The organism is Acidovorax sp. LjRoot66 (assembly GCF_964253305.1).
In the GTDB taxonomy this organism is placed as follows: Bacteria; Pseudomonadota; Gammaproteobacteria; order Burkholderiales; family Burkholderiaceae_C; genus Acidovorax.
Genome location: NZ_CAXUQU020000001.1, coordinates 6,046,075 through 6,069,986, shown reverse-complemented (window position 1 = coordinate 6,069,986; position 23,912 = coordinate 6,046,075). Strand labels below are relative to the sequence as shown.

At 68.9% G+C, this 23,912-nt stretch carries 22 protein-coding genes and 1 pseudogene; 11 read left to right on the top strand and 12 right to left on the bottom strand.

All coding sequences use genetic code 11. The features are described 5' to 3' along the window. Positions 1-3: 3 nt before the first annotated feature. Together ACSQ3Y_RS28385 and ACSQ3Y_RS28380 are read right to left on the bottom strand one after the other, a co-directional pair. Positions 4-3,168 (bottom strand): VIT domain-containing protein, encoded by a 3,165-nt coding sequence (locus ACSQ3Y_RS28385; protein ID WP_436179582.1) that lies wholly within the window; start codon positions 3,166-3,168, stop codon positions 4-6. Between the two features lie 109 nt (positions 3,169-3,277). Continuing rightward, on the bottom strand, positions 3,278-4,078 hold the full coding sequence (locus tag ACSQ3Y_RS28380) for an IclR family transcriptional regulator (RefSeq protein WP_057201811.1): 801 nt from the start codon (positions 4,076-4,078) through the stop codon (positions 3,278-3,280). Positions 4,079-4,200: 122 nt separating this feature from the next. On the opposite strand from ACSQ3Y_RS28380, the gene ACSQ3Y_RS28375 reads away from it, so the two are divergent. The 6 genes from ACSQ3Y_RS28375 to ACSQ3Y_RS28350 all read left to right on the top strand — a co-directional run bounded on the left by ACSQ3Y_RS28375 (position 4,201) and on the right by ACSQ3Y_RS28350 (position 9,825). Then, positions 4,201-4,896 carry a 3-oxoacid CoA-transferase subunit A gene (locus ACSQ3Y_RS28375; protein ID WP_057201812.1) on the top strand — a complete coding sequence of 232 codons (696 nt, stop codon included), beginning with the start codon at positions 4,201-4,203 and terminating at the stop codon, positions 4,894-4,896. A 192-nt stretch (positions 4,897-5,088) separates the two neighbouring features. After that, the gene (locus tag ACSQ3Y_RS28370) at positions 5,089-5,745 is read left to right on the top strand and encodes a 3-oxoacid CoA-transferase subunit B (protein ID WP_436179581.1); all 657 of its coding nucleotides are present in this window, start codon (positions 5,089-5,091) and stop codon (positions 5,743-5,745) included. Positions 5,746-5,796: 51 nt separating this feature from the next. After that, entirely contained in the window at positions 5,797-7,002 is a 1,206-nt protein-coding gene (gene pcaF, locus ACSQ3Y_RS28365) for a 3-oxoadipyl-CoA thiolase (RefSeq protein WP_436179580.1), read from the top strand. Between the two features lie 17 nt (positions 7,003-7,019). Continuing rightward, positions 7,020-7,820, top strand: coding sequence for a 3-oxoadipate enol-lactonase (gene pcaD, locus ACSQ3Y_RS28360; protein ID WP_436179579.1), 801 nt, complete (start codon positions 7,020-7,022; stop codon positions 7,818-7,820). 105 nt (positions 7,821-7,925) lie between these two features. Beyond that, positions 7,926-8,654, top strand: a complete 729-nt coding sequence (locus ACSQ3Y_RS28355; protein WP_322596167.1) for an SDR family oxidoreductase — start codon at positions 7,926-7,928, stop codon at positions 8,652-8,654. Positions 8,655-8,823: 169 nt separating this feature from the next. Further along, positions 8,824-9,825, top strand: coding sequence for a Bug family tripartite tricarboxylate transporter substrate binding protein (locus ACSQ3Y_RS28350; RefSeq protein ID WP_436179578.1), 1,002 nt, complete (start codon positions 8,824-8,826; stop codon positions 9,823-9,825). 61 nt (positions 9,826-9,886) lie between these two features. Here the strand turns inward: ACSQ3Y_RS28350 and ACSQ3Y_RS28345 are convergent, their stop codons facing one another. Beyond that, entirely contained in the window at positions 9,887-10,498 is a 612-nt protein-coding gene (locus ACSQ3Y_RS28345; RefSeq protein ID WP_436179577.1) for a short chain dehydrogenase, read from the bottom strand. A 123-nt stretch (positions 10,499-10,621) separates the two neighbouring features. Between ACSQ3Y_RS28345 and ACSQ3Y_RS28340 the strand changes: the two genes are divergently transcribed. After that, positions 10,622-11,509: a LysR family transcriptional regulator gene (locus ACSQ3Y_RS28340; protein WP_436179576.1), complete on the top strand. Its 888-nt coding sequence runs from the start codon at positions 10,622-10,624 to the stop codon at positions 11,507-11,509. Here the strand turns inward: ACSQ3Y_RS28340 and ACSQ3Y_RS28335 are convergent. The 8 genes and pseudogenes from ACSQ3Y_RS28335 to kefC all read right to left on the bottom strand — a co-directional run bounded on the left by ACSQ3Y_RS28335 (position 11,506) and on the right by kefC (position 20,298). Beyond that, complete coding sequence (locus ACSQ3Y_RS28335; RefSeq protein ID WP_436179575.1) at positions 11,506-11,955, bottom strand: surface-adhesin E family protein; 450 nt, start codon at positions 11,953-11,955, stop codon at positions 11,506-11,508. The genes ACSQ3Y_RS28340 and ACSQ3Y_RS28335 overlap by 4 nt on opposite strands. A gap of 386 nt (positions 11,956-12,341) precedes the next feature. Beyond that, complete coding sequence (locus ACSQ3Y_RS28330) at positions 12,342-12,962, bottom strand: Pr6Pr family membrane protein (protein ID WP_436179574.1); 621 nt, start codon at positions 12,960-12,962, stop codon at positions 12,342-12,344. Positions 12,963-13,008: 46 nt separating this feature from the next. Then, the gene (locus tag ACSQ3Y_RS28325) at positions 13,009-13,650 is read right to left on the bottom strand and encodes a trimeric intracellular cation channel family protein (RefSeq protein ID WP_436179573.1); all 642 of its coding nucleotides are present in this window, start codon (positions 13,648-13,650) and stop codon (positions 13,009-13,011) included. Positions 13,651-13,675: 25 nt separating this feature from the next. Continuing rightward, positions 13,676-14,038, bottom strand: a complete 363-nt coding sequence (locus tag ACSQ3Y_RS28320) for a hypothetical protein (RefSeq protein WP_436179572.1) — start codon at positions 14,036-14,038, stop codon at positions 13,676-13,678. Continuing rightward, positions 14,035-14,871, bottom strand: coding sequence for a hypothetical protein (locus tag ACSQ3Y_RS28315; protein WP_436179571.1), 837 nt, complete (start codon positions 14,869-14,871; stop codon positions 14,035-14,037). The genes ACSQ3Y_RS28320 and ACSQ3Y_RS28315 overlap by 4 nt, the downstream gene beginning before the upstream one ends. Beyond that, positions 14,868-16,001: a PepSY-associated TM helix domain-containing protein gene (locus tag ACSQ3Y_RS28310; RefSeq protein ID WP_436179570.1), complete on the bottom strand. Its 1,134-nt coding sequence runs from the start codon at positions 15,999-16,001 to the stop codon at positions 14,868-14,870. Before ACSQ3Y_RS28310 ends, ACSQ3Y_RS28315 begins: the two co-directional genes overlap by 4 nt. A gap of 12 nt (positions 16,002-16,013) precedes the next feature. Then, positions 16,014-18,170 carry a TonB-dependent siderophore receptor gene (locus ACSQ3Y_RS28305; RefSeq protein ID WP_436179569.1) on the bottom strand — a complete coding sequence of 719 codons (2,157 nt, stop codon included), beginning with the start codon at positions 18,168-18,170 and terminating at the stop codon, positions 16,014-16,016. A 254-nt stretch (positions 18,171-18,424) separates the two neighbouring features. Further along, a pseudogene (kefC, locus tag ACSQ3Y_RS28300) lies at positions 18,425-20,298 on the bottom strand (glutathione-regulated potassium-efflux system protein KefC). 176 nt (positions 20,299-20,474) lie between these two features. Here kefC and ACSQ3Y_RS28295 point away from each other — a divergent pair. The 4 genes from ACSQ3Y_RS28295 to ACSQ3Y_RS28280 all read left to right on the top strand — a co-directional run bounded on the left by ACSQ3Y_RS28295 (position 20,475) and on the right by ACSQ3Y_RS28280 (position 23,388). Further along, on the top strand, positions 20,475-21,113 hold the full coding sequence (locus ACSQ3Y_RS28295) for a LysE family transporter (RefSeq protein WP_428003601.1): 639 nt from the start codon (positions 20,475-20,477) through the stop codon (positions 21,111-21,113). A gap of 113 nt (positions 21,114-21,226) precedes the next feature. Next, entirely contained in the window at positions 21,227-21,844 is a 618-nt protein-coding gene (locus ACSQ3Y_RS28290) for a ParA family protein (protein ID WP_057267936.1), read from the top strand. Positions 21,845-21,919: 75 nt separating this feature from the next. Further along, positions 21,920-22,384, top strand: coding sequence for a MaoC family dehydratase (locus tag ACSQ3Y_RS28285; protein WP_057202490.1), 465 nt, complete (start codon positions 21,920-21,922; stop codon positions 22,382-22,384). A gap of 62 nt (positions 22,385-22,446) precedes the next feature. Continuing rightward, positions 22,447-23,388 carry a LysR family transcriptional regulator gene (locus ACSQ3Y_RS28280; protein WP_436179568.1) on the top strand — a complete coding sequence of 314 codons (942 nt, stop codon included), beginning with the start codon at positions 22,447-22,449 and terminating at the stop codon, positions 23,386-23,388. Here the strand turns inward: ACSQ3Y_RS28280 and ACSQ3Y_RS28275 are convergent. Next, a complete protein-coding gene (locus ACSQ3Y_RS28275) occupies positions 23,376-23,894 on the bottom strand; it encodes a tRNA (cytidine(34)-2'-O)-methyltransferase (protein WP_057201831.1) in 519 nt (172 codons plus the stop codon). The genes ACSQ3Y_RS28280 and ACSQ3Y_RS28275 overlap by 13 nt on opposite strands. Positions 23,895-23,912: the final 18 nt, after the last annotated feature.

Sequence of the window (23,912 nt, the reverse complement as noted above, 5' to 3'; positions counted from 1 at the left end):
GGGTCACGGCCTTGGGCCAATGGTGAAGCGGCCCACGGTGACGGTGTCTCCCTGGCCCGTCAGGCGCAGCACCACGTCTTCGTCCTTCTGCGCGGGCGTGCCGAAGCCGGTGCTCAAGCGCAGCATCAGCGTCGTCGCCGGGGCCACCACCTGCTGGCGGTGGCCGTAGAAGCGGGCGCGCACGGTGTAGGTGCCGGGCTTTGCGTTCTTGAGTGAAAACTCTTCGGGGCCATAGCCGCCCGTGAAGTCGGCCGACATGCGCCCGCCCTGGTAGGTGAGGCGGTTGCCGAAGTAGGCTTCTTCGCCATTGGGGTCCAACACGTACAGGTCGATGTCGGTGTTGTCCGCATCCCATGAGAGCACGGCGCGCAGGTCGAGCGGCAGGTTGCGCAGCATGCGCGGGTCCACGGCGCTGGTGTTCACTGTCTGTCCATTGGCCTGGGCCTGGGCCACGATGGCGTTGAGCTCGGCCAGCGCGATCAGCTCCACGCCGGGGAATCGCCCGGCCCAGGGTTTGGCCACCACCTGCCACAGCTGGTCCGCCGCCGCCTGGGGCTGGCCCGCCTTGGCCAACGCCAGGCCCAGGTCGCGCCATGATTGGGGTTCGTCGGGGCTCAGCGCCAGCACCGTGCGCAGCACGGGCAGGGCCATGGCGGTGTCGCCGGCCTGCAGCAGCCGGTAGGCCAGGATGCGCAGCACATGGCGGTTCTCCAGCTCCATCTCGGCCAGGTTCGACAGCACTCGGCGCGCGAGGGCACCATGGCCACGCTCGTACAGCAGGTCGGCCACGTCGAGGAAGAACGCCGTGCTGTTGGTGTGCGAGGGGCGCTCGTCGAGGTAGATGGCCTCCAGGTCTTGCACCGAGCCTGCCGAGCGCAGGCGGCGCAGGTAGGGCGCGTCGGGCTGCCAAGCGCGCAGCTGGATGGAGGCGGAGGGTGGTGCTGCGGCCCGCCCAGGCGCTGCAGCCATGGCATCGGCACCTGGTGCGAAGGGTGCTTCCCGCGTGAGGCCCCTGGTGCCCGTGGATGCGGTCGAGCGATTGGTGCTGCCGTCCATCTTGGGGAGCACGGCGGGCGATGGCGTAGGCGGTGGCGGCGCTGCCGACATGCCCACCGCACCTCCGCGCGCCTGCTCCTTCAGCCTGGGCGGCGCCTCGTCCTTGGGGAAGTCCTTGTCCCACCAGGCCAGCTTCTCGTCGAACTGGCGCGCGATGCGGTCCAGGTGCTGGGCGCGGGTGGCCGCCTCGCGGCTGGCCGTGTCGGTGCGCAGTTGGGCCCAGCGGGCGCGCAGTGCGGGCGGGGGCTCGATGTCGTGGCGCGCGTAGTCCTGCACGGTGTCGAGCACGATCAGCGAGGTCTCGCGACTGGCGATGCGAAAGGCCTGGCCCAGGCGGCGCACGGCGGCGCGCTGGCGCTCGCCCTCGGACTCGAGCCGCGCCATGCGCAGTGCGGCCCAGCGGTGGGCGGCCACGCCGGGGGCCGGGACGGTGGTGCTGTCCGCTGCGGGCGCTGCGATGCGCAGCGTGCGGGTTTCGCTCTTGCCGCCGGGCTGCGGCCATTGCAGGGTGACCACCGCCCCGGGCCCGGTGAAGCGCCCGGCCAGCGCGATGCGGCCTTGCTCAGGCAGTGCCGAGGCCAGCTCCACATCCTCGGCCCCCTCGCTGGTGGCCACTTCCCCGCGCGGCGCCTGCTGGGCCAGTGCGTCGAGCGCTTGGGTGGTGGACACGGCCAGCAGGTCCAGGTAGCCGCCGCCACTGGCATCGGCCATGCGGCGCAGCCCGGCTGCGTTGCTGCCGGCGCTGGCGGTCACGGCATACGTCGGCACGGGTTGCGCGGGCAGGGCGGCGGCGTCGGGTCCGCTGCCCCAGTTGCCCAGCCCGTCGCTGAACACCAGCGCCATCTGCACGTCTTCGGGGGCGCGCAGCGCGGCGGCCTGGGTGGCGCCGTCGTAGGCCATGCCCTTGAGCCGGTCGCGCAGTGCCGACCAGTTGCCGCCCTGCACGGCAAAGCGCTCGATGGGCCCGGCCACGTCGCGCACGGGTTGCAGCAGCACCTCCACCGTGCCCAGGCGGCGCAGCCAGCCGTCCAGCAGCGCAAGCTCGCGCGCATGGTCGCGGGCTGCGCCCGAGCCCGAGGCGTCCCACACCAGGCCCACGCGCTCGGGCCGTGCGCGCTCGGCGCTGCGCGCGGCTACCGGCACCTCGGCATAGAAGTAGCTGGCGCCGTCAAAGCGCTGCGTGGCCACCAGGGGCTGGGGCCTGGAGAACCAGGTGGATGCCTGCGCCGGCAGCTCCACGCGCAGCTCCTCGCCCCGGCTGTGCTGCGCGCCCACCAGTGCGATGTGCGTGTCGGCTCCCTCGGCGCGGGCCGCCATGCCCAGCGTGCCCAACTGGGCCTTCACGTCACCTGGCGCCACGCCCGCCACGCGCACCGACACATCAAGCCGCGTGGCCGGCGCCTGCAGGCCCAGGGGCAGGCGCCACACGGGCGCGGCGGCGTTGGGCAGCACCTCGCTCAGCTCCAGCACCACGCGCCGGCTGCCCTGGGCGGGCAGTGGGTAGACGCGCAGGCGGTGGTGGTTGCCGCCCACCGATTCGAGCAGGGCCGGGTCCACGCGGGCGCGTGTGATGTCCTCGAAGACCTGGCGGCCCTTGGCTTTTTCGACCGGCACGGCCGGGCGCAGCTCGCCGTCGATGTCGAGCGCAAAGCCGGTCACGCTCTGGCCCTCGGCCAGGGGGAACTGCAGCTGCACCTCCAGCTGGCGCCCATTGGGGTTGAACAGCTCCAGCTCGATGCGCGTGGCCGCCGTGCGCCCGACGATGGTGGCCTGCACGTCGAGGCGGCGCAGCTCGATGGGCGTGGCTGCTGCGGGTGTCTGCCACGTGAGGACGCGTGGAAGTAGTCTCTGCGGTTGCGTCTGCGCGGCTTTCATTCTCGCCAGGACTTCCTGTGCGTGTACCTGTACCTGTGCCACCTCTGCCGGTGTCAGAGCTTGCGGCGTGGGCATCACTCGAAAGCGCTGCGGGGCCTGTGCGGGCGCCTGCGTTTGCTCCGGCTGGGCCTGGGTGGGTATAGCCAAGGGCAGCAGGGCCAGTGCGCACAGAATGCCGAGCAGCGGGCGCTGCCAGGGGCGGCGGTGCGCGGGTGCAGGGGCAAGGTTCTTGGTCATGGTCATCGCGTGCTCTGGAGTGGGCAGAGCCGCACGATAGACGCAGGCCAACGCGCCGCACGCACCACGTCGCCCATGTGGCGCCGGTTTCCGTGACAAATCGGACGAATCAGGTCCGGGGTGCGCCCATCATTCTGGAAATCAATTTGGCCGCCTTGAGCAGCGCCGGCAGCATCGCCTCCTGCATCACCTCGGCACTGGTGCGGTTGGCCTGGCCGCTGATGTTGAGCGCGGCCACGGTCTGGCCGGTGCGGTTGGTGAGCGGCGCAGCGATCGAGATCAATCCCTCCTCCAGCTCCTGGTTCACCAGGCACCAACCCTGTTGGCGTGCCTGGCGGATGCGGGTGAGCAGGGTGGGCACGTCGGTGGCGGTGTGCTCGGTCCAGCGTTGCAAGGGGTGGGCTGCGAGCCTGGCCTGCAGTTCCTCGTCGGGCAGGGCGGCCAGCAGCATGCGGCCCATCGATGTCCAGCATGCGGGCAGGCGCGAGCCCACGCCCAGGTTGGTGCGCATGATCTTGTGCGTGGGCACGCGCAGCACGTAGACGATGTCCAGGCCGTCGAGCACGGCGGCCGATGACGACTCGCGCACCTCTTCCACCAGGTCTTCCATCACCGGCTCGGCCAGGTTCCAGATGGGCAGCGATGACAGGTAGGCAAACCCCAGGTCCAGGATGCGCGGCGTGAGGCGGAACTGCCGGCCATCGGTCTCCACATAACCGAGTGTCTGCAGCGTGAGCAGGATGCGGCGGGCCCCGGCGCGCGTGAGGCCGGTTTGCGCAGCCACCTCGCTCAGCGTCTGCTGTGGTGCAGTGGCGCTGAACGAGCGAATCACCTCCAGCCCGCGCGCAAAGGATTGCACGTAGCTGTCGCTGGGCTTGGGGTCTTTGGCGGGCGCAATTTGGGTGTTCATGGACGGTGTGACTATAATTCTTTTGGCGAACATTTGTTCTTTAGGCGAACAAAATCAAGAAGAAGTTGCAGGTGCGAGACAAACCCGCCGCAGCTTCCCTCCATTCTCAGGAAAGCAGATCGATGATCAACAAGATTGCAGAGTCGGTGGCCCAGGCGCTGGCTGGCGTGAAGGACGGCGCCACGGTGCTGATCGGTGGCTTCGGCACGGCCGGCATCCCTGGCGAGCTGATCGATGGGCTCATCGCCCAGGGCGCGCGCGACCTCACCGTGGTCAACAACAACGCCGGCAATGCCGACCATGGGCTGGCCGCGTTGCTCAAGGCCGGCCAGGTGCGCAAGATCATCTGCAGCTTTCCGCGCCAGGTGGACAGCTACGTTTTTGACGAGCTGTACCGCAGCGGCAAGCTCGAACTCGAACTGGTCCCCCAGGGCAACCTGGCCGAGCGCCTGCGCGCCGCAGGGGCCGGCATCGGCGCCTTCTTCTGCCCCACGGCCCATGGCACCGAACTGGCCGCAGGCAAGGAGACGCGCGAGATCAACGGCAAGCACTACGTGCTCGAGTACCCCATCCACGGCGACGTGGCACTGATCAAGGCCGAGAAGGGCGACCGCTGGGGCAACCTCACCTACCGCATGTCGGCGCGCAACTTTGGCCCGGTGATGGCCACCGCCGCGAAGACCACCATCGCCACGGTGCATGAAGTGGTCGAGCTGGGCGCGCTGGACCCGGAGGCCATCGTCACGCCGGGCATCCACGTCACGCACGTAGTGCGCATCGACCGGGTTGCCACGCAAGCCGGCGGTATCAAAAAATGAGAAGCCCCCCTGAGTCGCTTCGCGCCATCCCCCCAGGGGGACGCCCCCAGCGCAAGGGCTGGATATGCCGCCTTCGCGGCGGGGCGGCCCTTGCACGGGGGCGCTGGCATGGAGCGCGCCAGTTTCAACGTGCGGCAGGTGCCGCACACGCCTCGGACAACTGCAACGACAACCGCGGATGAAGTGCCCAATATGACCACCACCAGCTACCAAAAACGAAGCAAGGACGACCTGGCCCGCCGCGTGGCGCAGGACATCCACGACGGCGCCTACGTGAACCTGGGCATCGGCCAGCCGACCCTGGTCGCCAACCACATCCCCGCAGGGCGCGAAGTCATCCTGCAAAGCGAGAACGGCATTCTGGGCATGGGCCCGGCGCCGGCTGCGGGCAATGAAGACTATGACCTCATCAACGCCGGCAAGCAGCCCGTGACCTTGCTGCCGGGCGGCGCGTATTTTCACCATGCCGACAGCTTTGCCATGATGCGTGGTGGACACCTAGACATCTGTGTGCTGGGTGCCTTCCAGGTCTCGGCCACGGGCGACCTAGCCAACTGGAGCACGGGCGAGCCCGGCGCCATCCCCGCCGTGGGTGGCGCCATGGACCTGGCCATTGGCGCCAAGCAGACCTGGGTGATGATGGACCTGCTGACCAAGCAGGGCGCCAGCAAGGTGGTGGCGCAGTGCAGCTACCCGCTCACCGGTGTCGCCTGCGTCAAGCGCATCTACACCGATCTGTGCACACTGGCCTGCACGCCAGCGGGCCTGCAGGTCATCGACACGGTGGACGGGCTCTCGCACGCCGAGCTCGAACGCCTGGTGGGATTGCCCCTGCTCGCAGCTGCCTGACCCCTTTCGTCCATCACCGCTTTCATCACAACCATCTCAGGAGACAAGACCATGAGCCATCAAGCCTTCATCTGCGACGCGATTCGCACCCCCTTCGGCCGCTACGGCGGCGCGCTGTCCAGCGTGCGCACCGATGACCTGGGTGCCATCCCCCTCAAGGCGCTGATGGCGCGCAACCCCGGTGTGGACTGGGCGGCGGTGACCGATGTGCTGTACGGCTGCGCCAACCAGGCCGGCGAAGACAACCGCAACGTGGCGCACATGGCGAGCCTGCTGGCGGGCCTGCCCATCGAGGTGCCCGGCGCCACCATCAACCGCCTGTGCGGTTCGGGGCTGGACGCCGTGGGCTCGGCCGCGCGCGCCATCAAGGCCGGCGAGGCGGGCCTGATGATTGCCGGCGGCGTGGAGAGCATGAGCCGCGCGCCATTCGTGATGCCCAAGGCAGAGACCGCCTTCAGCCGCAACAACGCGGTGTACGACACCACCATCGGCTGGCGCTTCATCAACAAGCTGATGAAGGAAAAGTACGGCGTGGACTCGATGCCCGAGACGGCCGAGAACGTGGCCACCGAGTTCGGTATCGAGCGCGAGGCGCAGGACCGCATGGCCCTGGCCAGCCAGCTCAACGCCGTGGCCGCGCAAAAGGCCGGCCACCTGGCGCGCGAGATCACGCCCGTGACCATTCCCCAGAAAAAGGGCGATGCCATCGTGGTCGACACGGACGAGCACCCGCGCGAAACCAGCCTGGAAGCGCTGGCCAAGCTCAAGGGCGTGGTGCGGCCTGACGGCAGCGTGACCGCCGGCAACGCCAGCGGCGTGAACGACGGCGCCTGCGCCCTGCTGCTGGCGGACGCGGCCAGCGCCGGCAAGTATGGCTTGAAGCCCCGCGCCCGCGTGGTGGGCATGGCCACGGCCGGCGTGGCGCCGCGCATCATGGGCTTCGGCCCCACGCCCGCCACCTTGAAGGTGCTGGCGCAGACCGGTCTGACCATCGACCACATGGACGTGATCGAGCTCAACGAAGCCTTTGCCGCACAGGGCCTGGCCGTGCTGCGCGCCCTGGGTTTGAAGGACGACGATGCGCGTGTGAACGCCTGGGGCGGCGCCATTGCCCTGGGCCACCCGCTGGGTGCCAGCGGTGCGCGCCTGGTCACCACCGCCGTCAACCGCCTTCACGAGCACGCCGGCCAGTACGCGCTGTGCACCATGTGCATCGGCGTGGGCCAGGGCATCGCCATCATCCTCGAACGCGTCTGACCCCGGGAGCCCAGGCCGTGCCCACGCCCACCCCTACCTTGTTGCAGACCCCCGCCGGGGCCTTTCGCGTCGCCATCGACGGCCCCGAGGGCGCGCCCGTGCTGGTGCTCTCCAACTCCCTGGGCACCACCCTGGAGATGTGGGACGCACAGGCCGCGCGCCTGGCCCGTGACCACCGCGTGGTGCGCTACGACACGCGCGGCCATGGCGGCAGCGTGGTGCCGCCCGGCCCGTACAGCTTCGAACAGGTGGGCGGTGATGTGCTGGCCCTGCTCGACGCCCTGCAGGTTGAGCGCGCCAGCTTTTGCGGCATCTCCATGGGCGGCTTCACCGGCCTGTGGCTGGGCGTGCATGCCGGCCACCGGCTGAACCACCTGGTGGTGGCCAACAGCGCCGCCCGCATCGGCACCGAAGAGGGCTGGCGCACGCGCGCCGCAATGGTGCGCGAGAAGGGGGCTGCTGCCATGGCCGAGCTGGCCGCATCGTCGCCCGGCCGCTGGTTCACAGAGGCCTTCGTGGGCGCGCAACCGCAGGTGGTGGCCCGCGCCCAGGGCTGGATCGCCGGCATCGCCCCCGAGGGCTATGCCGCCTGCTGCGAGGCCCTGGCCCAGGCTGACCTGCGCAGCAGCATCGCGCGCATCGCCGTGCCCACCCTGCTGATTGCCGGCGCGGCCGACCCTGTGACCACAGTGGCCGACGCCCAGGCCATGCAGGCCGCGATCCCCGGCGCGCAACTGGTGCAGTTGCCGGCATCGCACCTGTCCAACCTGGAAGCCCCGGCCGAATTCGACGCCGCACTGGCCGCCTTCGTGGCCTGAGCACCGGAACACGCCGCCCCCGCCACCGCGCCGAATGGCGCATGTGGCGCCTGCTGGCTGGGCGCAACCCTGGCCGCCCCTTGAATCTGTGAAGGAAGAATCCCCATGACCCACCCCAGCACCCAGCGCGAGCGCGTCCTCATCACCGGCGGTGGTGCCGGCATCGGCGCGGCCACGGCCGAGCGCTGCCGGGCCGACGGCTATGAGCCCGTGGTCATCGACCGCGTGGTCGACCACGTGCCCGGCGGCATACAGGCCGACCTGTCGAACACGGCCGACACGGCGCGCGCGCTGCAGCAGGCGCTGGCCGGCGGCCCCATCACGCGGCTGGTGAACAACGTGGGCGTGGTGGTGCCGGCCGATGCCGAGCACCAGACGCTGGACGAGTTCGATCTGGCCGTGGCGCTGAACCTGCGCTGCAGCCTGCAGTGCATGCAGGCCCTGCTGCCCGGCATGAAAGAGGCGGGGTTCGGGCGCATCGTCAACATGTCCTCGCGCGCCGCGCTGGGCAAGGAGCTGCGCACCGCGTACTCGGCCACCAAGGCCGGCCTGATCGGCATGACGCGCGTGTGGGCGCTGGAGCTGGGGCGCCACGGCGTCACCGCCAATGCCATCGGCCCCGGCCCCATCCGCACAGAGCTGTTCGACCGCGCCAACCCGCCCGACGCGCCGCGCACGCGCGCCATCATCGAATCCGTGCCCGTCAAGCGCGTGGGCACGCCGGACGACGTGGCGCATGCCGTGTCCTACCTGCTCGATGCGCGCAGCGGCTTTGTCACGGGTCAGGTGCTGTACGTATGTGGCGGCATGACCGTCGGCGTCGCCGGCGTCTGACGCAGATTTGCCTTCAACCGGCTAACGTCGTTGGGGAGCCTTGCCGTGCAACAGCACTGTCTGCGGCTCCCCGCCTAGTTATCCGGCTGAATGCAAATCTGCAGGGCGTGCTTTGTGAAGCCGCCATCCCTCTATCCCTTTTCCATGCAACCGTTGTTCTAGGAGACACATGAACCCCATCCGCTTTCCCTCCACCCGCCGCACCCTGCTGGCTGCATTGGCCACCGCCGCTGTCGGCGCTGCGATCCCTGCCGGTGCCCTGGCACAAGCCGCCTACCCCACCAAGCCCGTGACCATCGTCGTGCCGTTTGCGGCGGGCGGCACCACGGACATCCTGGCGCGCATCATCGGCCAGGCCCTGACGACCGAACTCGGCCAGCCGGTCGTCGTGGACAACCGCGCAGGCGCGGGCGGCAACATCGGCGGCGCGCTGGCTGCCAAGGCCCCGGCCGACGGCTACACCCTGTTCATGGGCACGGTGGGCACGCACGCCATCAACGCCAGCCTGTACAAGAAGATGCCCTTCGACCCGGTCAAGGACTTTGCGCCCCTCACGCGCGTGGCCAACGTGCCCAACCTGCTGGTGGCCAACCCGGCCCAGCCCTACAAGAGCGTGAAGGAACTGATTGCCTACGCCAAGGCCAACCCCGGCAAGGTGAACTTCGGCTCGTCGGGCAACGGCAGCTCCATCCACCTGTCGGGCGAGCTGTTCAAATCGCTGGCCAAGGTCGACATGGTGCACGTGCCCTACAAGGGCAGCGCCCCCGCTGTGACCGACCTGCTGGGCAACCAGATCGGCATCATGTTCGACAACATGCCCTCGGCCATCCAGCACGTGCGCTCGGGCAAGCTCGTGCCCATCGCCGTGACCACCGCCAAGCGCTCGCCCGAGCTGCCCAACGTGCCCACCATCGCCGAAGCCGGCGTGCCCGGCTACGAGGCCACCTCGTGGTTCGGCATGTTCGCCCCGGCCGGCACGCCCGCGCCGGTGCTCGCCAAGCTCAACACCGCCCTGGTCAAGGTGCTCAACCAGGCCGATGTGAAGAAGAAGATCAACGAGCAGGGTGCCGAGACGACCAGCGAAACGCCCGAGCAGTTCGCCGCCTTCATCAAGGCGGAAAGCGTGAAGTGGGGCAAGGTCGTCCAGGAGTCCGGCGCGAGTCTGGACTGAGGGAGAAAAAAAGCCCTCGCTGGCAGGGGCCGGCCAGCGGGGCTTTGCACATGCCGCGTGCTCACTGCACGCGGTACACCCGCCCGGTCTGCCCGCCTTCCACGCTGCGCTGGTAGGCCAGGGCCGCACGCGCGGCGGGCACGGTTTCGAAGCCCGGGAAGAAGGGGCCGTAGCTGCCCACCGATTCGGTCAGTATGGTGGGGCTCACGGCATTGATGCGAACCCCGCGCGGCAGCTCGATGGCGGCAGCCGCCACGAAGCCGTCGATGGCCGCGTTCACCGCCGTGGCGTTGGCCCCGTTGCGGATGGGCTCGATCCCCGCGATGCCGCTGGTCAGCGTGATCGAGCCGCCGTCGTTCAGGTAATGCTGGCCCAGCAGCGCCAGCTGCACCTGGCCCAGCAGCTTGTCCTGCAGGCCCAGGTTGAACTGCTCGGCCGTCATCTCGGCCAGCGGGCCGAAGTGCAGGTTGCCAGCGGTGCTGACGATGGCATCCACCTTGCCGACCGCCTTGAACAAGGCCGCCACCGATCCTGGTTGCGAGAAGTCCGCACGGTGCGTGCCGCTGGTGCGGCCCACGGTGATGACCTCGTGGCGTGCCGAAAGATTGGCCAGAACGGCCTGGCCGATGGTGCCGCTGGCGCCGATGAGAAGAATCTTGCTGGTGGTGGACATGGCTTGTTCCTTTTTGCGGGTGTTGCCCGAAAGCGTTGAAGAAGCCTGGATTGTTTTGTGAATCAATCGGCGCATAAAGTAAAGTGAAGTTATTCTTGAACTAACCTGGGGTTCGTAATCGCCATGGACAAGCTGCGCAACATGGAGGTCATGGTGGCGGTGGTCGAGGCCGGCAGCTTTGCCGCTGCGGCGCGCCAGCAGGACATTTCGGCCGTGATGGTGGGCAAGCACATCCGCCAGCTGGAGGAGCACCTGGGTGCGCGCCTGTTTCAGCGCAGCACGCGCCAGAACAGCCTGACCGAGGTGGGCGCGGCCTTTTACGAGGACTGCCGGCGCGTGCTCGAACAGGTGCGCTGGGCCGAGTCAGCCGTGGAGCGCAACCGCGCCGTGCCCCAGGGCCTGCTGCGCGTGAGCGCGCCCTTCACGCTGGGCAACCAGGTGATTGCGCCGCTGGTGGCCGACTTTCTGCTCGCCCACCCGCAGGTGCGGGTGGAGCTGCAGCTGACCGACAGCGTGGTCGACATGGCAGGTGAGGGCTTCGACGCGGCCGTGCGCATCGGCGCCATTGCCGACGAGGGCCTGGTGGCCCGGCCGCTCAAACCCTACCGCATGGTGATCGCCGCCACGCCCGGCTACCTGGCACGCCACGGCCGCCCCGAGCGCGTGGCCGACCTGGCGCAGCACCAGTGCCTGAGCCATTCGGTCTGGCAGCGGCGCGTGGAGTGGACGCTGTTCGACGGCGGCAAGGCCTTCCAGTGGCCAGAGCTGGCCCGCTTCACCTGCAACCAGGGCGACGGCCTGCGCCAGGCCGCGCTGCGTGGCCTGGGCCTCATCATGCAGCCCGAGGTGCTGCTGGCCGAGGAGATCCGCGAGGGGCGGCTGGTGCCGGTGCTCACCCGCTGCGTGCCTGCAGCGCGCCCGGTGCACATCGTCTACGCGCCAGACCGGCGCCAACTGCCCAAGCTGGCGCGCTTCGTTGAGTTCGTGGTGCGGGCCATGGGGGAGCCCTAGAGATTGCGCACCTTGCACGCCGCCGAAATCATGCGCCGCGACCATTCGCCCGACATGTCCTTGAACAGCACCGGCGCCTCGCCTTCCTTGTACTCCTCGCGCCCGACGATGGGGCCTGCCCACTCGGGCTGTGCGTAGTACGAGAGCCAGAGGTACCAGGCCTTGCGGGAGGGGCAGTCGACCACGACCTTGGCGTAGTAGGAGCGGTATTTCTGGCCCCGGAACGAGGTGCGCTGCTGGTCGCGCGATACGCGCAGGTCAAGCACCACGCGCTGGTCCACCCCGATGGGCTCGGGCAGGATCTCGATCAGGTTTTTGCCGGCCTCGGCGCGGTCACCGCTCAGCGTGAACCAGCCGTCCGAGGAAACGGGCCGCTGCTGCGGTTGCGCTGGTGGTTGCTGGCCCCCAACCAGGGCTGCGATACATAGAACAACGGCGCAGAGCATGGGAGGCTTGGGGGTGTCCAGGGACGGGTGGCAATCGGAAAATCATTATCACTGAGGCTGGTGCTCAGTTTCTACCTGTTACAACAGGGCGCGCGCCGGGCCGTGGCGGGCCCACCCGTTCAGGTGATGCGCCAATCCGATGTTTCTGCCAACAGCCAATCAGCTGTATTTGTTGGGCACGTCCGAGGCAAAGGGTTTGATCAAACGCCCTACCGTAATGTCCGCCGAGACCACCATCCGGCTGCAGGGGCTGGCGTTCGGGGCGTGCATCCTGGTGGTGCCGGGGATGATGGCGGTGTCGTGACGGGCCATTGCGGATTTTGATCGCTGTCGGGCACTCAACTTCGCAGAGATGGGGTTTTGGACAGGATTCGACCTGTCCCACACTACGTTTGTACTCTTTCACGCCGGCGTGCCCAGGCCAGCAGCGCCCACCCTGCGACCACGACGACGACCGCGATTCCCACTGCATACACCGCCACGCCGCCGTACCCGCCCACCTTTGCTGGATTCAGGAAGGGGTAGGGATACCACCCAACGGCAGCGCCGCGCACCATTGAATACGCGAGGTACAAGCCCGCAAACGCCACCACCCAGCGCAGCGGCCGTACGCCCACGGCCGGGCGCGGCGGCCACAGCAGCCAGTCGAGCAGCACCACGACGGGCATCACATGGTGCAGCACCGAGTTCACCCAAGGCCTCAGCGCGCCCAGATCCACGTCGCGCAGCAGCAGCGCGAACACCACGCCGACCACCAGCATGCAGGTTGCGGCCACGGCGCGCAGCGATTCGAAAGCGGCCGAGGGCCGCGCGTGCGTCCATTGGCGGCATGCACCAGCGATCAAGACGCCAGCGGCCAACAGGTTCGACAGGTTGGTGAAGTAGCTGAAGAAGTTGAGCGCGCTGTAGCCCAGCCCCACATGCAGCCAAAGTTGCCAGCCGATGGCGGCGAGTGCGAGCAGGGCGAAGGCCAGGCGGAGGACGGCGGTGAGGGGCGTTAGGGTCATGGTGGATCGTCGTTGATGGCGATGGAGCTGCCGCGTGGCCGGAGCATCACACCCGCCACGCCGGCAGCTCCCAATTGCGCCACAGCGCCAGGCCGCGCAGCCCGGCGGTGGCCACCACGCAGGCCAGCAGCGGCGCCCAGCCCGGCGCATCCATCTGGCGCAGAGCCACGTCGATCCAGCCGCCGGCAAACGCGCACAGGGCATACGGCCGGTGGTCGCTGAAGGCCTGGGGCACCTCGTTGCACAGCACGTCGCGCAGCACGCCGCCGAAGACGCCGGTGGTCACGCCCATCATCACGGCGATGATGGGCGGCATGCCGATGGCGGTGGCGATGTCCACCCCCACGGCGGCGAACAGGCCCAGGCCGATGGCGTCGGGCAGCAGCATGGCGCGCTCGGTGGGCTGAAAATGCCGCTGGCGCATGAACAGCATGGCGCACACGCACAGCGCGATGAGCCCCCAGATGAAGCCGGTGTGGCGCACCCAGAAGAAGGGCCGCTGGTCCAGCAGCAGGTCGCGCAGCGTGCCGCCGCCAAACGCTGCCACGAAGGCCACCACGCACACGCCCACCACGTCCATGCGCTTGCGCGCCGCGGCGATGATGCCCGATAGCGCGAAGGCGATGGTGGCCGCGACTTCGAGAAAAAAGCGCAGCGTCTGAATCCAGGGGGCGTCGAGCAGGTCCATGGCGGCGATTGTGCCGCGCGACCTGTCACCAGGCCAGTGCCTGCATAAGCACGCCCAGCGCGCAACCGCCCCAGCCCGCAACGCCAATGCGGCGCGCCCAGCGCAGGCTGCCCTCTGGCCACTGGTTCATGGCCAGCACCAGGCCCCAGCCCAGCACCATCCACGATGCGAGCGCGATGGCGATGCCTGCGGCCGGGCCGGCGGCCATCGTGGCGGCAGTGGCCTGCAGCGCCAGCGTGGCCAGCGCCAGGCCCCAGGCCTTGCGCTGCGTTGGCGGGCCGGCGAGGACATCGCCCCAGGCGCGCGTAGCAGTGGCCTGGGCCCAGTGCACCAGGGCCAGCAGGCAGGCGGCGGCCGCGCAGGCCAGGGCGAGCGTGTCGCCCATCATGCGGCGGACTCCGCGCGCTGCCCAGGCCGTGTGGCGTGCACGGAGGAGGCTGCGCGGTGCTTCCATTGGCGGTGCAGCACCGCGATGCCCATGGCCAGGCACAGGGCCGCAGCCCCGCCCCACACTGCCATGCCTGATCGCCATGCCAGCCCCGCCAGGGCCGCTGCGGCCAGCGCTGCCAGCACTGCTGCGGCGCGTGGCCACCAGGCCTGCAGCGTGGCGGCCGGCAGCACCAGGAAGAAGGCCACCAGCAGACCCAGCATGCCGGCCGAGCGCGCGGGCTCCACCGCCACGATATGGGCGATGCGGAACGACTCAATGGCCAGCAGGCCCGCCAGCCAGAACGAAAGGGCCTGCGTGGAGGGAATGGCGGGCCAGCGCCATCCCGCGCGCGCAGCGCGGCGCGGTGGGTGGTTGCCGTTGTCGCGGCGGCGGTTCGCCTGCACCCGCGCCGGGGCGATGAACGCGGCCAGGCCCGCCAACACAGCGCCCAGCGCCACCAGGCTGGCCAGCATGGGCCACTGCAGCGGCGCGCCGAGCACCAGTCCCGCAGCGCCGGCCAGCCCCAGCAGCACGCCGGCACTGCCCAGCGACACGCGCCACAGCGCCAGGTGGTGCAGCGCCCAGGCAGCCAGCAGCGAGGCGGCCAGCCAGGTGCCGATCAGCGTCCACACGGCCCACACCGGCCGCTGCGCCAGCGGCGGCAGGCTGGCGGGCGGCCACAGGTGCAAGAGCACAGCCACCAGCACCGCAGCGGGCACGGTGGCGTGCAGCGCGAGGAAGCAGCGCGCCACGAAGGAGGTGGGTGCGCCCGAGGCTGCGTGCCTGGTCATGACCGCAGCCCCGGCGGTACGCTGGCCTGTTGTTGCGATTCACGCCGCCGCTGCTGGCGCGAGTCGAGCCAGATCAGCGTGCCCGAGATGGAGAGAAACGCCGGCGTCATGCCCAAAATGAAGTACAGCCACTTCAATGCCAGCCCACCGAAGTCGCCGAAGTGCAGCGGCTCCATGAGCCCGTTGACCAGCGACCAGAAGCCGGCCGTGCGCGGGTCCAGCGGTTTCTTCGGCGCACCCGTGGCGGCGTTCATGTCCACCCTCGCCGTGCTGGCCAGGTGGCCGGCAAGTGCGCCGGTGAAGCTGGCCTCGGCAGCGCTGGTGCCCCAGCGGCGCAGCGACACATAGCGTGCCTCCAGCCCCGGCACGGCCTGCTGCGCGCTGCGGTACAGGGTGTCGAGGGACTGCATAGGGGCAGGTTCGGCGGCGGGCGGCTTGCGCGCGGCACTGGCGGCAGGCGCGCCCGCGCTCACGTATTGGTATCCCTGCTCGAACAGCGGCGCCAGGCCCAGCCAGGCCCCCGTGGCCGCGATCAGGATGTGAAAGCCCAGCCCCCAGATGCCGGCGGACTTGTGCAGGTCCGACATCACCACCCGAAAGCTGCGGCCCCAGCGCTGAGTGAACAGCTCGGCCAGGATCTTGCGGTGGATGACGATGCCGGTGGCGATCAGCACCAGCATGGTCACGCCGAGAAAGCCCACGATCCAGCGCGGCCCGAAGAACAGAAACACGTGCAGCATGCGCAGGTACTGGCCGAGTTGGCTGTCCACCGGACCCACCACGGCGCCCGTGTCCGAGCGCAGGGCCACCTTGGTGCGCTGGCTGGCGGGCGCGCCGCGCTCGCGCACGTGGGCGAAGTAGCTGGGGTTGGTGGCGTCGGGCAGGGCGATGGTCTCCACCGTGGCGCCCGGGTAGCGCGCCTGCAGCTGCGCCAGCACGGTGGCCAGCGGCGCGGGCGGCTCGGTGCGCGGCAGCCCCGCCAGCGACGGGTTGGCCCACAGGTCGATTTCGTTCTTGAACACCACCACCGCGCCCGAGAAGCAGACGATGAACATCAAGAGCCCCGTGACGATGCCCGACCACGAGTGCAGGACGAACAGGCGGTTCAGAGTGCGCTGGCTGGTGGGCATGGTGGCGCCGGGTCAGAAGAAGTACGTCAGCCCCAGGCTGAAGTTGCGCGGCAGCGCGGGCGAAACCACGTTGGCGTTGATCGCGCCGTCGTAATACGCCTTGTTGAACAGGTTCTTCACCCCGGCCGTCAGGCGGTAGTTCTCGCCCGCGTAGCTGATGGAGGCATCGGCCACCACGTACGAGGGCAGTGTGAACGGGTACGAGCCGATCTGCTCGCTCACATAGCGCCCGCCCAGGCCCAGCGTGACGCGCTGGTACTGCGGCAGCTTGTAGGTGGCCCAGGCCGTGAGCGTGTGGCGCGGCGTGAGGTTGAGCGGCAGGCCCACGATGGCGGCGTTGTTGTCGCGCGTGACCTTGGTCTGCGTATAGGTGTAGGCGCTGGTCAGCTTCCAGCCGTTCTTCATGTCGGCGCCCAGCTCCACCTCCAGGCCGCGCGCCCGCTGCTGGCCGGTCTGCACGCTGAAGCCGGTGTTTACCGGGTCGGCCGTGGTCACGTTCTCGCGCACCAGGTCGAACAGGGCCAGTGCACCCGTGAGCTGGCCGCCCGGGGCCTCGTACTTCAGGCCGGCTTCCCACTGCTTGCCGGTCTCGGGCACAAAGGGCGTGCCGTTGAACGCCAGGCCCGAGGTCGGCAAAAAGGACTCGCCGTAGCTGCCGTAAGCGGCCCAGCCGGGTGTGAACTCGTACACCAGGCCGGCCGACAGCGTGGTGGCACTGTCCTTTTGCTGCGTCTGCACGCGCGTGACGCGGTTGTCGATGTCGTTGGTGGACCAGTCGCGGCGCAGGCCCACCAGGGCCGTCCAGCCCTGGCCGAACTTGATCTGGTCCTGCGCATACAGGCCCGCCACCGTGAGCTTGCCGGGCGCGTCGCTGGTCAGCGCCGCAGGGCAGTTGGCCTGCACGCCGTAGGCCGGCGCGAACAGGTCCAGCGCGGCAATGGAGCAGGTGCGGCTGGCCAGCAGGCTGTGGCCGCTGCGCACATCCAGGCCCGTGACCAACTGGTGCTTTGCGCCCAGTGCCTCGAAGCGCGTGAGCAGCGAGGTGTCGGTGGCCAGCAGGTCATAGTCCATGTACTGGCGCGAGGCGCTGCGGTTCTGCAGCCGCTGGTTGGCCTGCAGCGCCTGGTTCGAGACGAAGTTGCCCGTGCCCTTCTCGGTCTCGTAGCGCACGTTCTGGCGGAAAGTCATCGCAGGCGAGACCTGGTGCTCCAGCGCGTAGCCCAGCGTGGTGCTCTCCACGTCGTACACGCCAAACGCGGGCTCGCCGGTGAACAGCGTGCGTGACAGTGTGCCGTTGCGGTTGGGCAGCAGCGTGCCATAGGGTGTGATGCCCTGCTGGCGCATCCACTCGCTGCGGCTGTAGGTGGCGAAGAGCACCAAGTCGGTCTGCGCCCCCAGGTCGATGGAGAGGGACGGCGCGAACCAGCGGTCCTTGCGGTAGATGAACTGCGTCGGGTCGTCGGCATCCGTCACCTGCGCATTGATGCGCAGCGCTGTCTTGCCCGATTCGGACAGCGGCCGGTTCACGTCGGCCTGCAGCGTGCGCTGGCCGAAGCTGCCCACCTCGATGCCCACCTCGTTCAGCGGCTCCTTGCGCGGGCGCTTGCTCACGGCGTTGACGATGCCGCCCGGCTGCACCTGGCCATACAGCACCGAGGCCGAGCCCTTGAGCACCTCGAAGCGCTCGTAGCCATAGGGCTGCAGCTTGGCCCACATGCCGGGGCTCTGCACCAGGCCGTCGACCAGGATCGATTCGGTGGAGCGAAAGCCGCGGATGTTGAGGTCGTCAAAGCCCCGGCGCCCGAAGTTCACAGGGCTCACCCCCGCCACCGTCTGCAGCGCCTGCTGCACGTTGGTGATCTGGCGCGACTCCATCTGCTCGCGCGTCACCACGCTGACGGACTGCGGGGTTTCCAACCGCCGCATGGGCGCCTTGCCGGCAGTCTGGGCCTCCACAGGCGCAAAGCCCATGTCCTTTTCGGTGCTGGCGTTGATGCGCACTTCCTGCAGCTGGGGGGCTGTGGTGACTGACGTGTCAGCGGCCTGGGCGAAGGCGGATTGCGCCAGGCACAGCGCCAGCGGCGTCAGGGCGAACAGGCCGGCGGTGCGGGCGGGCGAAAGGGCAGGCGTGCGCAGGCGCAGCGCAGCGCGTTGGGGCAGGGGGTGCATGGAAAGGGTCCGAGACAGGAGGAGCAGCGGGCGCTGGCGGGCATCCTGACGGGACACTTGGCTTGCGTGAGGGTATGGATTGTAATGCGAATGAATCGCGTTTGCGAAGATTTGCAAAGACGGGTGGGTTCGTCCTCTCGCGTACTGCTTTCAGTGTGTCGGCCGGGGCTCGCTGGATTTCATCGGCCCATTTCGGCGGGACCCATTCCATCCCTGCAAGTGCCGATCCACCGCGGCGTCTTTGGTCGCTTGTCTCAGCGCTCTTCACCGCCCGCAGGGGCGTTGGTGTCTGGCCCCGCATACCCGGGGTATGCCCCGTCCTCCCCCGCCGCCGCAGCCTCCTGCCGCTCCCGCGCCATCTGCTCTGCCAACTGGCTGCGCCCTTCGCGCGCTACGGCGATCATCTTGGCGCGGTCGCGGTGGTGCGGGTACATGCGGTCGGACAGGGCGATGTTGTGTTCCCTGAAGCGCCGGGTCATCTCATGGGCCTCTTCTGGCGGCAGGCCCATGAGCTCGAGCACCGTGCGGGCGCTGTGCATGCTCGACTCGAACAGCTCGCGCTGCACCAGGGTTACGCCGGCGTCGCGCAGGTTGTTCCAGTGCGTGAGGTCGCGCGCGCGGGCCACCACCTGCAGGTGCGGGAAGTGCTTGCGCGCCAGCACGGCGATCTTGACGGACTGCTCGGGGTCGTCCACGGCGATCACCAGGATGCGAGCCTGGCCGGCACCGGCGATGCGCAGCAGGTCGAGCCGGGTGGCGTCGCCATAGTGCACGCGGTAGCCGAAGGTGCGCGCCACCTCCAGCATTTCCACGCTGTGGTCGAGCACGGTGGTGCGTATGCCCTGCATCAGCATCACGCGCGCCACGATCTGGCCGTAGCGGCCGAAGCCTGCGATCACGACGGGCGCCTCCTGCGGCTCCGAGATCTCGTCGGCCTCGGGCGCCTTGACGTGCGCGTAGCGGCGCAGCAGCACGCGGTCCAGCACCACCAGCAGCAAGGGGCTGGCCAGCATCGACAGCGCCACGGCGCCGATGAGCAGCGAGGCAGTCTCTGCGGGGACACCTGGGCGCCGGCGGCGGCCTGGAATACCACGAAGGCGAACTCGCCGCCCTGGGCCAGCAGCAGCGTGAACACGGGGCGCTCCTGGTAGGGGATGCCCACCGCGCGCGCCAGCGCATAGATCACCACCGCCTTGCAGGCCAGGAAGCCGAACAAGATTCCGGCCATGAGCCAGGGCGAGCGCATCAGCACGCCGAAGTCGATGCTCATGCCCACGGCAATGAAGAACAGGCCCAGCAGCAGGCCTTTGAAGGGCTCGATGTCGGCCTCCAGCTCGCGCCGGTACTCGCTGTCGGCCAGCAGCACGCCGGCCAGAAAGGCGCCGAGCGCCATCGACAGCCCCACCATCACCATCAGCATGGCGATGCCCACCACCAGCAGCAGCGCGGCGGCGGTGAAGACCTCGGGCGTCTTGCTCTTGGCGATCCAGCGCAGCACGGGCCGCAGCAGCAGGCGCCCGCCGAGGATGATGGCGGCGATCACGCCGACGATCTTGGCCACTTCGAATGCCACCTCGCCCGGCGAGTGGCTCGCGCCCGCGCCGGCCGCTGCGCCCAGCAGCGGCAGCAGCGCCAGGATGGGAATGGCCGCCACGTCCTGGAACAGCAAAATCGAAAAGCCTGCCTGCCCGCTGCTGGTACGCATCAGGTTGCGCTCGGCCAGGCTTTGCAGGGCGATGGCGGTGGACGACAACGCCAGCCCCAGTGCCCCCACCAAGCCCACGCGCCAGGGCAGGCCCACCAGGCTGGCCAGCACGAAAAGCACCGCCGCGCAGCCCAGCACCTGTGCGCTGCCCATGCCGAAGATGGGGCGGCGCAGCGCCCACAGCCGGCTGGGCTGCAGCTCCAGTCCGACGAGAAAGAGCATCAGCACCACGCCGAACTCCGCGAAGTGCAGTATGTCCTGCACATTGCTGACCAGTGCGAGGCCCCAGGGTCCGATGGCGATGCCGGCCGCCAGGTAGCCGATGATGGCGCCCAGGCCCAGGGCCTTGGCGATGGGCACGGCCAATACGGCGGCCGTGAGGTAGAGAAAACCGTAGGTGAGCCAGGTGGGTGCGTGTTCCATGGAGCGGGTCGGGCCGGGGGTGGTTTGTTGTGTGGAGGATGTGCGTGTCCCCGGCCTTCACATTCTGTCACCCCTGTGCTGTGCTCTGTTTTTGGTAGCGCAATGGGCCCGCATGCTGTGCGGGCCGACCATGGTTGATAAGATACGCGCCCTTGCTTTTGTGTGGTGCTTGCTCCATGGATTTCCAGACCTGGTTGGCTTTTTTCGCGGCCTCGTGCCTGATTGCGGTGTCCCCCGGTTCGGGCGCGGTGCTGTCGATGAGCCATGGCCTGTCGTTCGGCGTGCGCAAGACGGGCGCCACCATCCTCGGGCTGCAACTGGGCCTGCTGCTGATCCTGCTGGTGGCGGGGGCGGGCGTGGGCTCGCTGCTGCTGGCGTCCGAGCTGGCCTTCAGCGTGGTCAAGGTGCTGGGCGCCGGCTACCTGATCTATGTGGGCTTTTGCCAGTGGCGCTCGGGCGATGCCTCGCCGCTGCAGGGCGACGACGAGGTGCCTGCGGGCACATGGCAAAAGCGCTGCCTCACCGGCTTTCTGACCAATGCCACCAACCCCAAGGGCATCATCTTCATGGTGGCCGTGCTGCCGCAGTTCATGACCGACACGCGCCCGCTGTGGACGCAGCTGCTGGTGATGGCCGCCACCACGGTGGCCGTGGACGTGACCGTGATGCACGGCTACGCCGCCGGCGCCAGCGCCATGCGCCGCCTGATGCGCAGCGCCCGGGCCCTGCGTGTGCAGAATCGGGTCTTCGGCGGGCTGTTGATGGCCGTGGGCGCCGGGCTCTTCTTCGTCAAGCGCGGCGGCCAGCACGCATGACGGGCTTGCGTCTTGCTATCGATTGGGTAGCATGACCGGGCGAGTCGGAGCCAGCGCCTGCCTTTGTCTTTCCAGCCGATTTCATTGCCAGACCCAACGCAAGGAGTTTCGTGATGCCAGTGATCGTCGTTGCCAACCCGAAGGGGGGCGTGGGCAAGTCCACGCTGTCGACCAATGTGGCGGGCTACTACGCCAGCCACGGCCACCCCGTGCTGTTGGGCGATACCGACCGCCAGCAATCTGCGCGCCTGTGGCTGGGCCTGCGCCCGCCGGCAGCGCGGCCCATCGGCGTGTGGGACGTCAACTCCGACGTGATCAGCAAGCCGCCCAAGGGCACGACGCATGCGGTGCTCGACACCTCGGCCGGCCTGCACGGCTGGCGCCTGAACGACGTGCTCAAGGTGGCCGACAAGATCATCGTGCCGCTGCAGCCCAGCGTATTCGACATCTTCGCCACGCGCGAATTTCTGGACCAGTTGGCCGAGCACAAGCGCTCCGCCGGGGTACAGGTGGGCATTGTGGGCATGCGCGTGGATGCGCGCACGCGTGCTGCCGACCAACTGCACCAGTTCGTGGACAACCTCGGGTTTCCGGTGCTGGGCTACCTGCGCGACACGCAGAACTACATTCACCTGGCGGCGCACGGGCTCACGCTGTTCGACGTGGCACCGGGCCGCGTGGCGCGCGACCTGGAGCAGTGGCAGGGCATCTGCGAGTGGCTCGACGCATGAGCGCTGCTCGCCTGAGGGTTATTACCTGTCACCCGGCCGACAAGGCGGGCTGTGGCGCAGCGCTACATTGGTGCCATGAAAATCTTCCGCTCCTACTCCGAAGTCAGCGCCTGCGTGGGCCAGGAGGTCGCCGTGACCGACTGGATCACCATCACGCAGGAACAGGTCAACCTGTTTGCCGAAGCCACGGGCGACCACCAGTGGATCCATGTGGATCCCGAGCGTGCCAAGGCTGGGCCCTTCGGCGCGCCGATTGCGCATGGCTTTCTCACGCTGTCGCTGATTCCGCGCTTCTTCGAGTCGGGCATTGCCATCGAGGGCGCGCGCATGGGCGTCAACTATGGCCTGAACAAGGTGCGCTTCACCTCGCCGGTGCCGGTGGGCAGCCGCGTGCGGGCACGCCTGACCCTGCAGGCCGCAGAGCCGCTGGCGCCGGACGGCATGCAGATGACCTGGCTGGTGACCGTGGAGCGCGAGGGTGGCGACAAGCCCGTGTGCGTGGCCGAGTCGCTGGCCCGCAACTACGGCGCCAAGCCTTGAGGGCAGGGCGCCCGGCGCCCTTTCACCCGGCGCTCTTTCACATTTGGCAGGAGGGCTGAACGATGGACCGCCTGCAAGCCATGAAAGTCTTCGACCGCGTGGTCGACGAGGGCGGCTTTGCCGCCGCCGCCCGCGCGCTCGACATGTCGCCCCCCGTGGTCACGCGCATGGTGGCCGAGCTGGAGCAGCACCTGGGCACGCGGCTGCTGCAGCGCACCACGCGCAAGGTGGCGCTCACCGATGCCGGCGAGGTCTACCTGCAGCGGGTGCGCAGCATCCTCAACGAGATCGACGATGCCGAAGCCGAGGCCGTGGCCAGCACGCGCGACCTGCGCGGCACCATCCGCATCGTGGCGCCGCCGGTGCTCACCACCAACTTCCTCGCGCCGCTGACGGCGCTGTGGCATGCGCGCTACCCCAAGCTGATGCTGGACATCAGCGTGGATTCGCTGGCCCTGCGCCGCATCGACGAGTTCGACGTGACCATCATGGTGGCGGGCGAGGACTTCGACGCCAACATCGTGGCCCGCGCCCTCCTGCATGGCGAGGCCATCGTCGTGGCGTCGCCCGAGTACCTGGCGCGCAAGGGCGTGCCCCAGGTGCCGATGGACCTGCTGCAGCACGAGTACCTGCGCGATACGGGCGCACCCGCACGCTCGGAAATGGGCGGCGGGCGCAAGCTGCGCCTGTACCCGGCCACGGGCGATGCGCCCTCGCAGGAGGTGGATGCGCCGCCGGTGCTGCAGTCGGACAGCAATGGCGTGCTGCTGCGCGCGGCCATCGATGGCGCGGGCGTGGCGGTCACCGCGCGCCTGTTGATCGAGGAGCAATTGGCCAGCGGCGAGCTGGTGCATGTGCTGCCCGAGTGGATCGTTTCGCGCTACACGGTGTATGCCGCGCTGCCCTCGGGTCGCATGCTGCCCGCGCGCACCAAGGTGTACCTGGACTTCATGTCCGAGCAAGGGCCCCAGGCCATTGCGGACCAAAGGTATCACCCCGGCTGAAGCTGCGCCAGTTCGCTTGGAGAGGGGGCGGCTACAGCGCCAGCGGCGCCGAAGCTGTTCTGGCGCCAGGCCTCGAACACCGACACCGCCACCGCGTTCGACAGGTTCAGGCTGCGCTGCCCGGCGATCATGGGCAGGCGCAGCCGCTGTGCGGGAGGGAAGGTCTCGCGCAGTTCGGGCGGCAGGCCGCGCGTCTCGGCGCCGAACACCAGCCAGTCGCCCGGCAGAAAGCAGTTGTCGAACAGGTCCTGCGATCCATGCGTGGTCATGGCGAACATGCGCGCCGGGTCGGGCTGCGCATCGCGCAGGAAGGCCGTCCAGCCCGCATGGCGCAGCACGGCCGTGTACTCGTGGTAGTCCAGCCCGGCGCGGCGCATCAGCCGGTCTTCCATGGAAAAGCCCAGCGGCTCGATGAGGTGCAGGGTGCACCCCGTGTTGGCCGCCAGCCGGATCACATTGCCGGTGTTGGGCGGAATCTCGGGCTCGACCAGGACGATATGGAACATGGGCGGTATTTTGCTGCG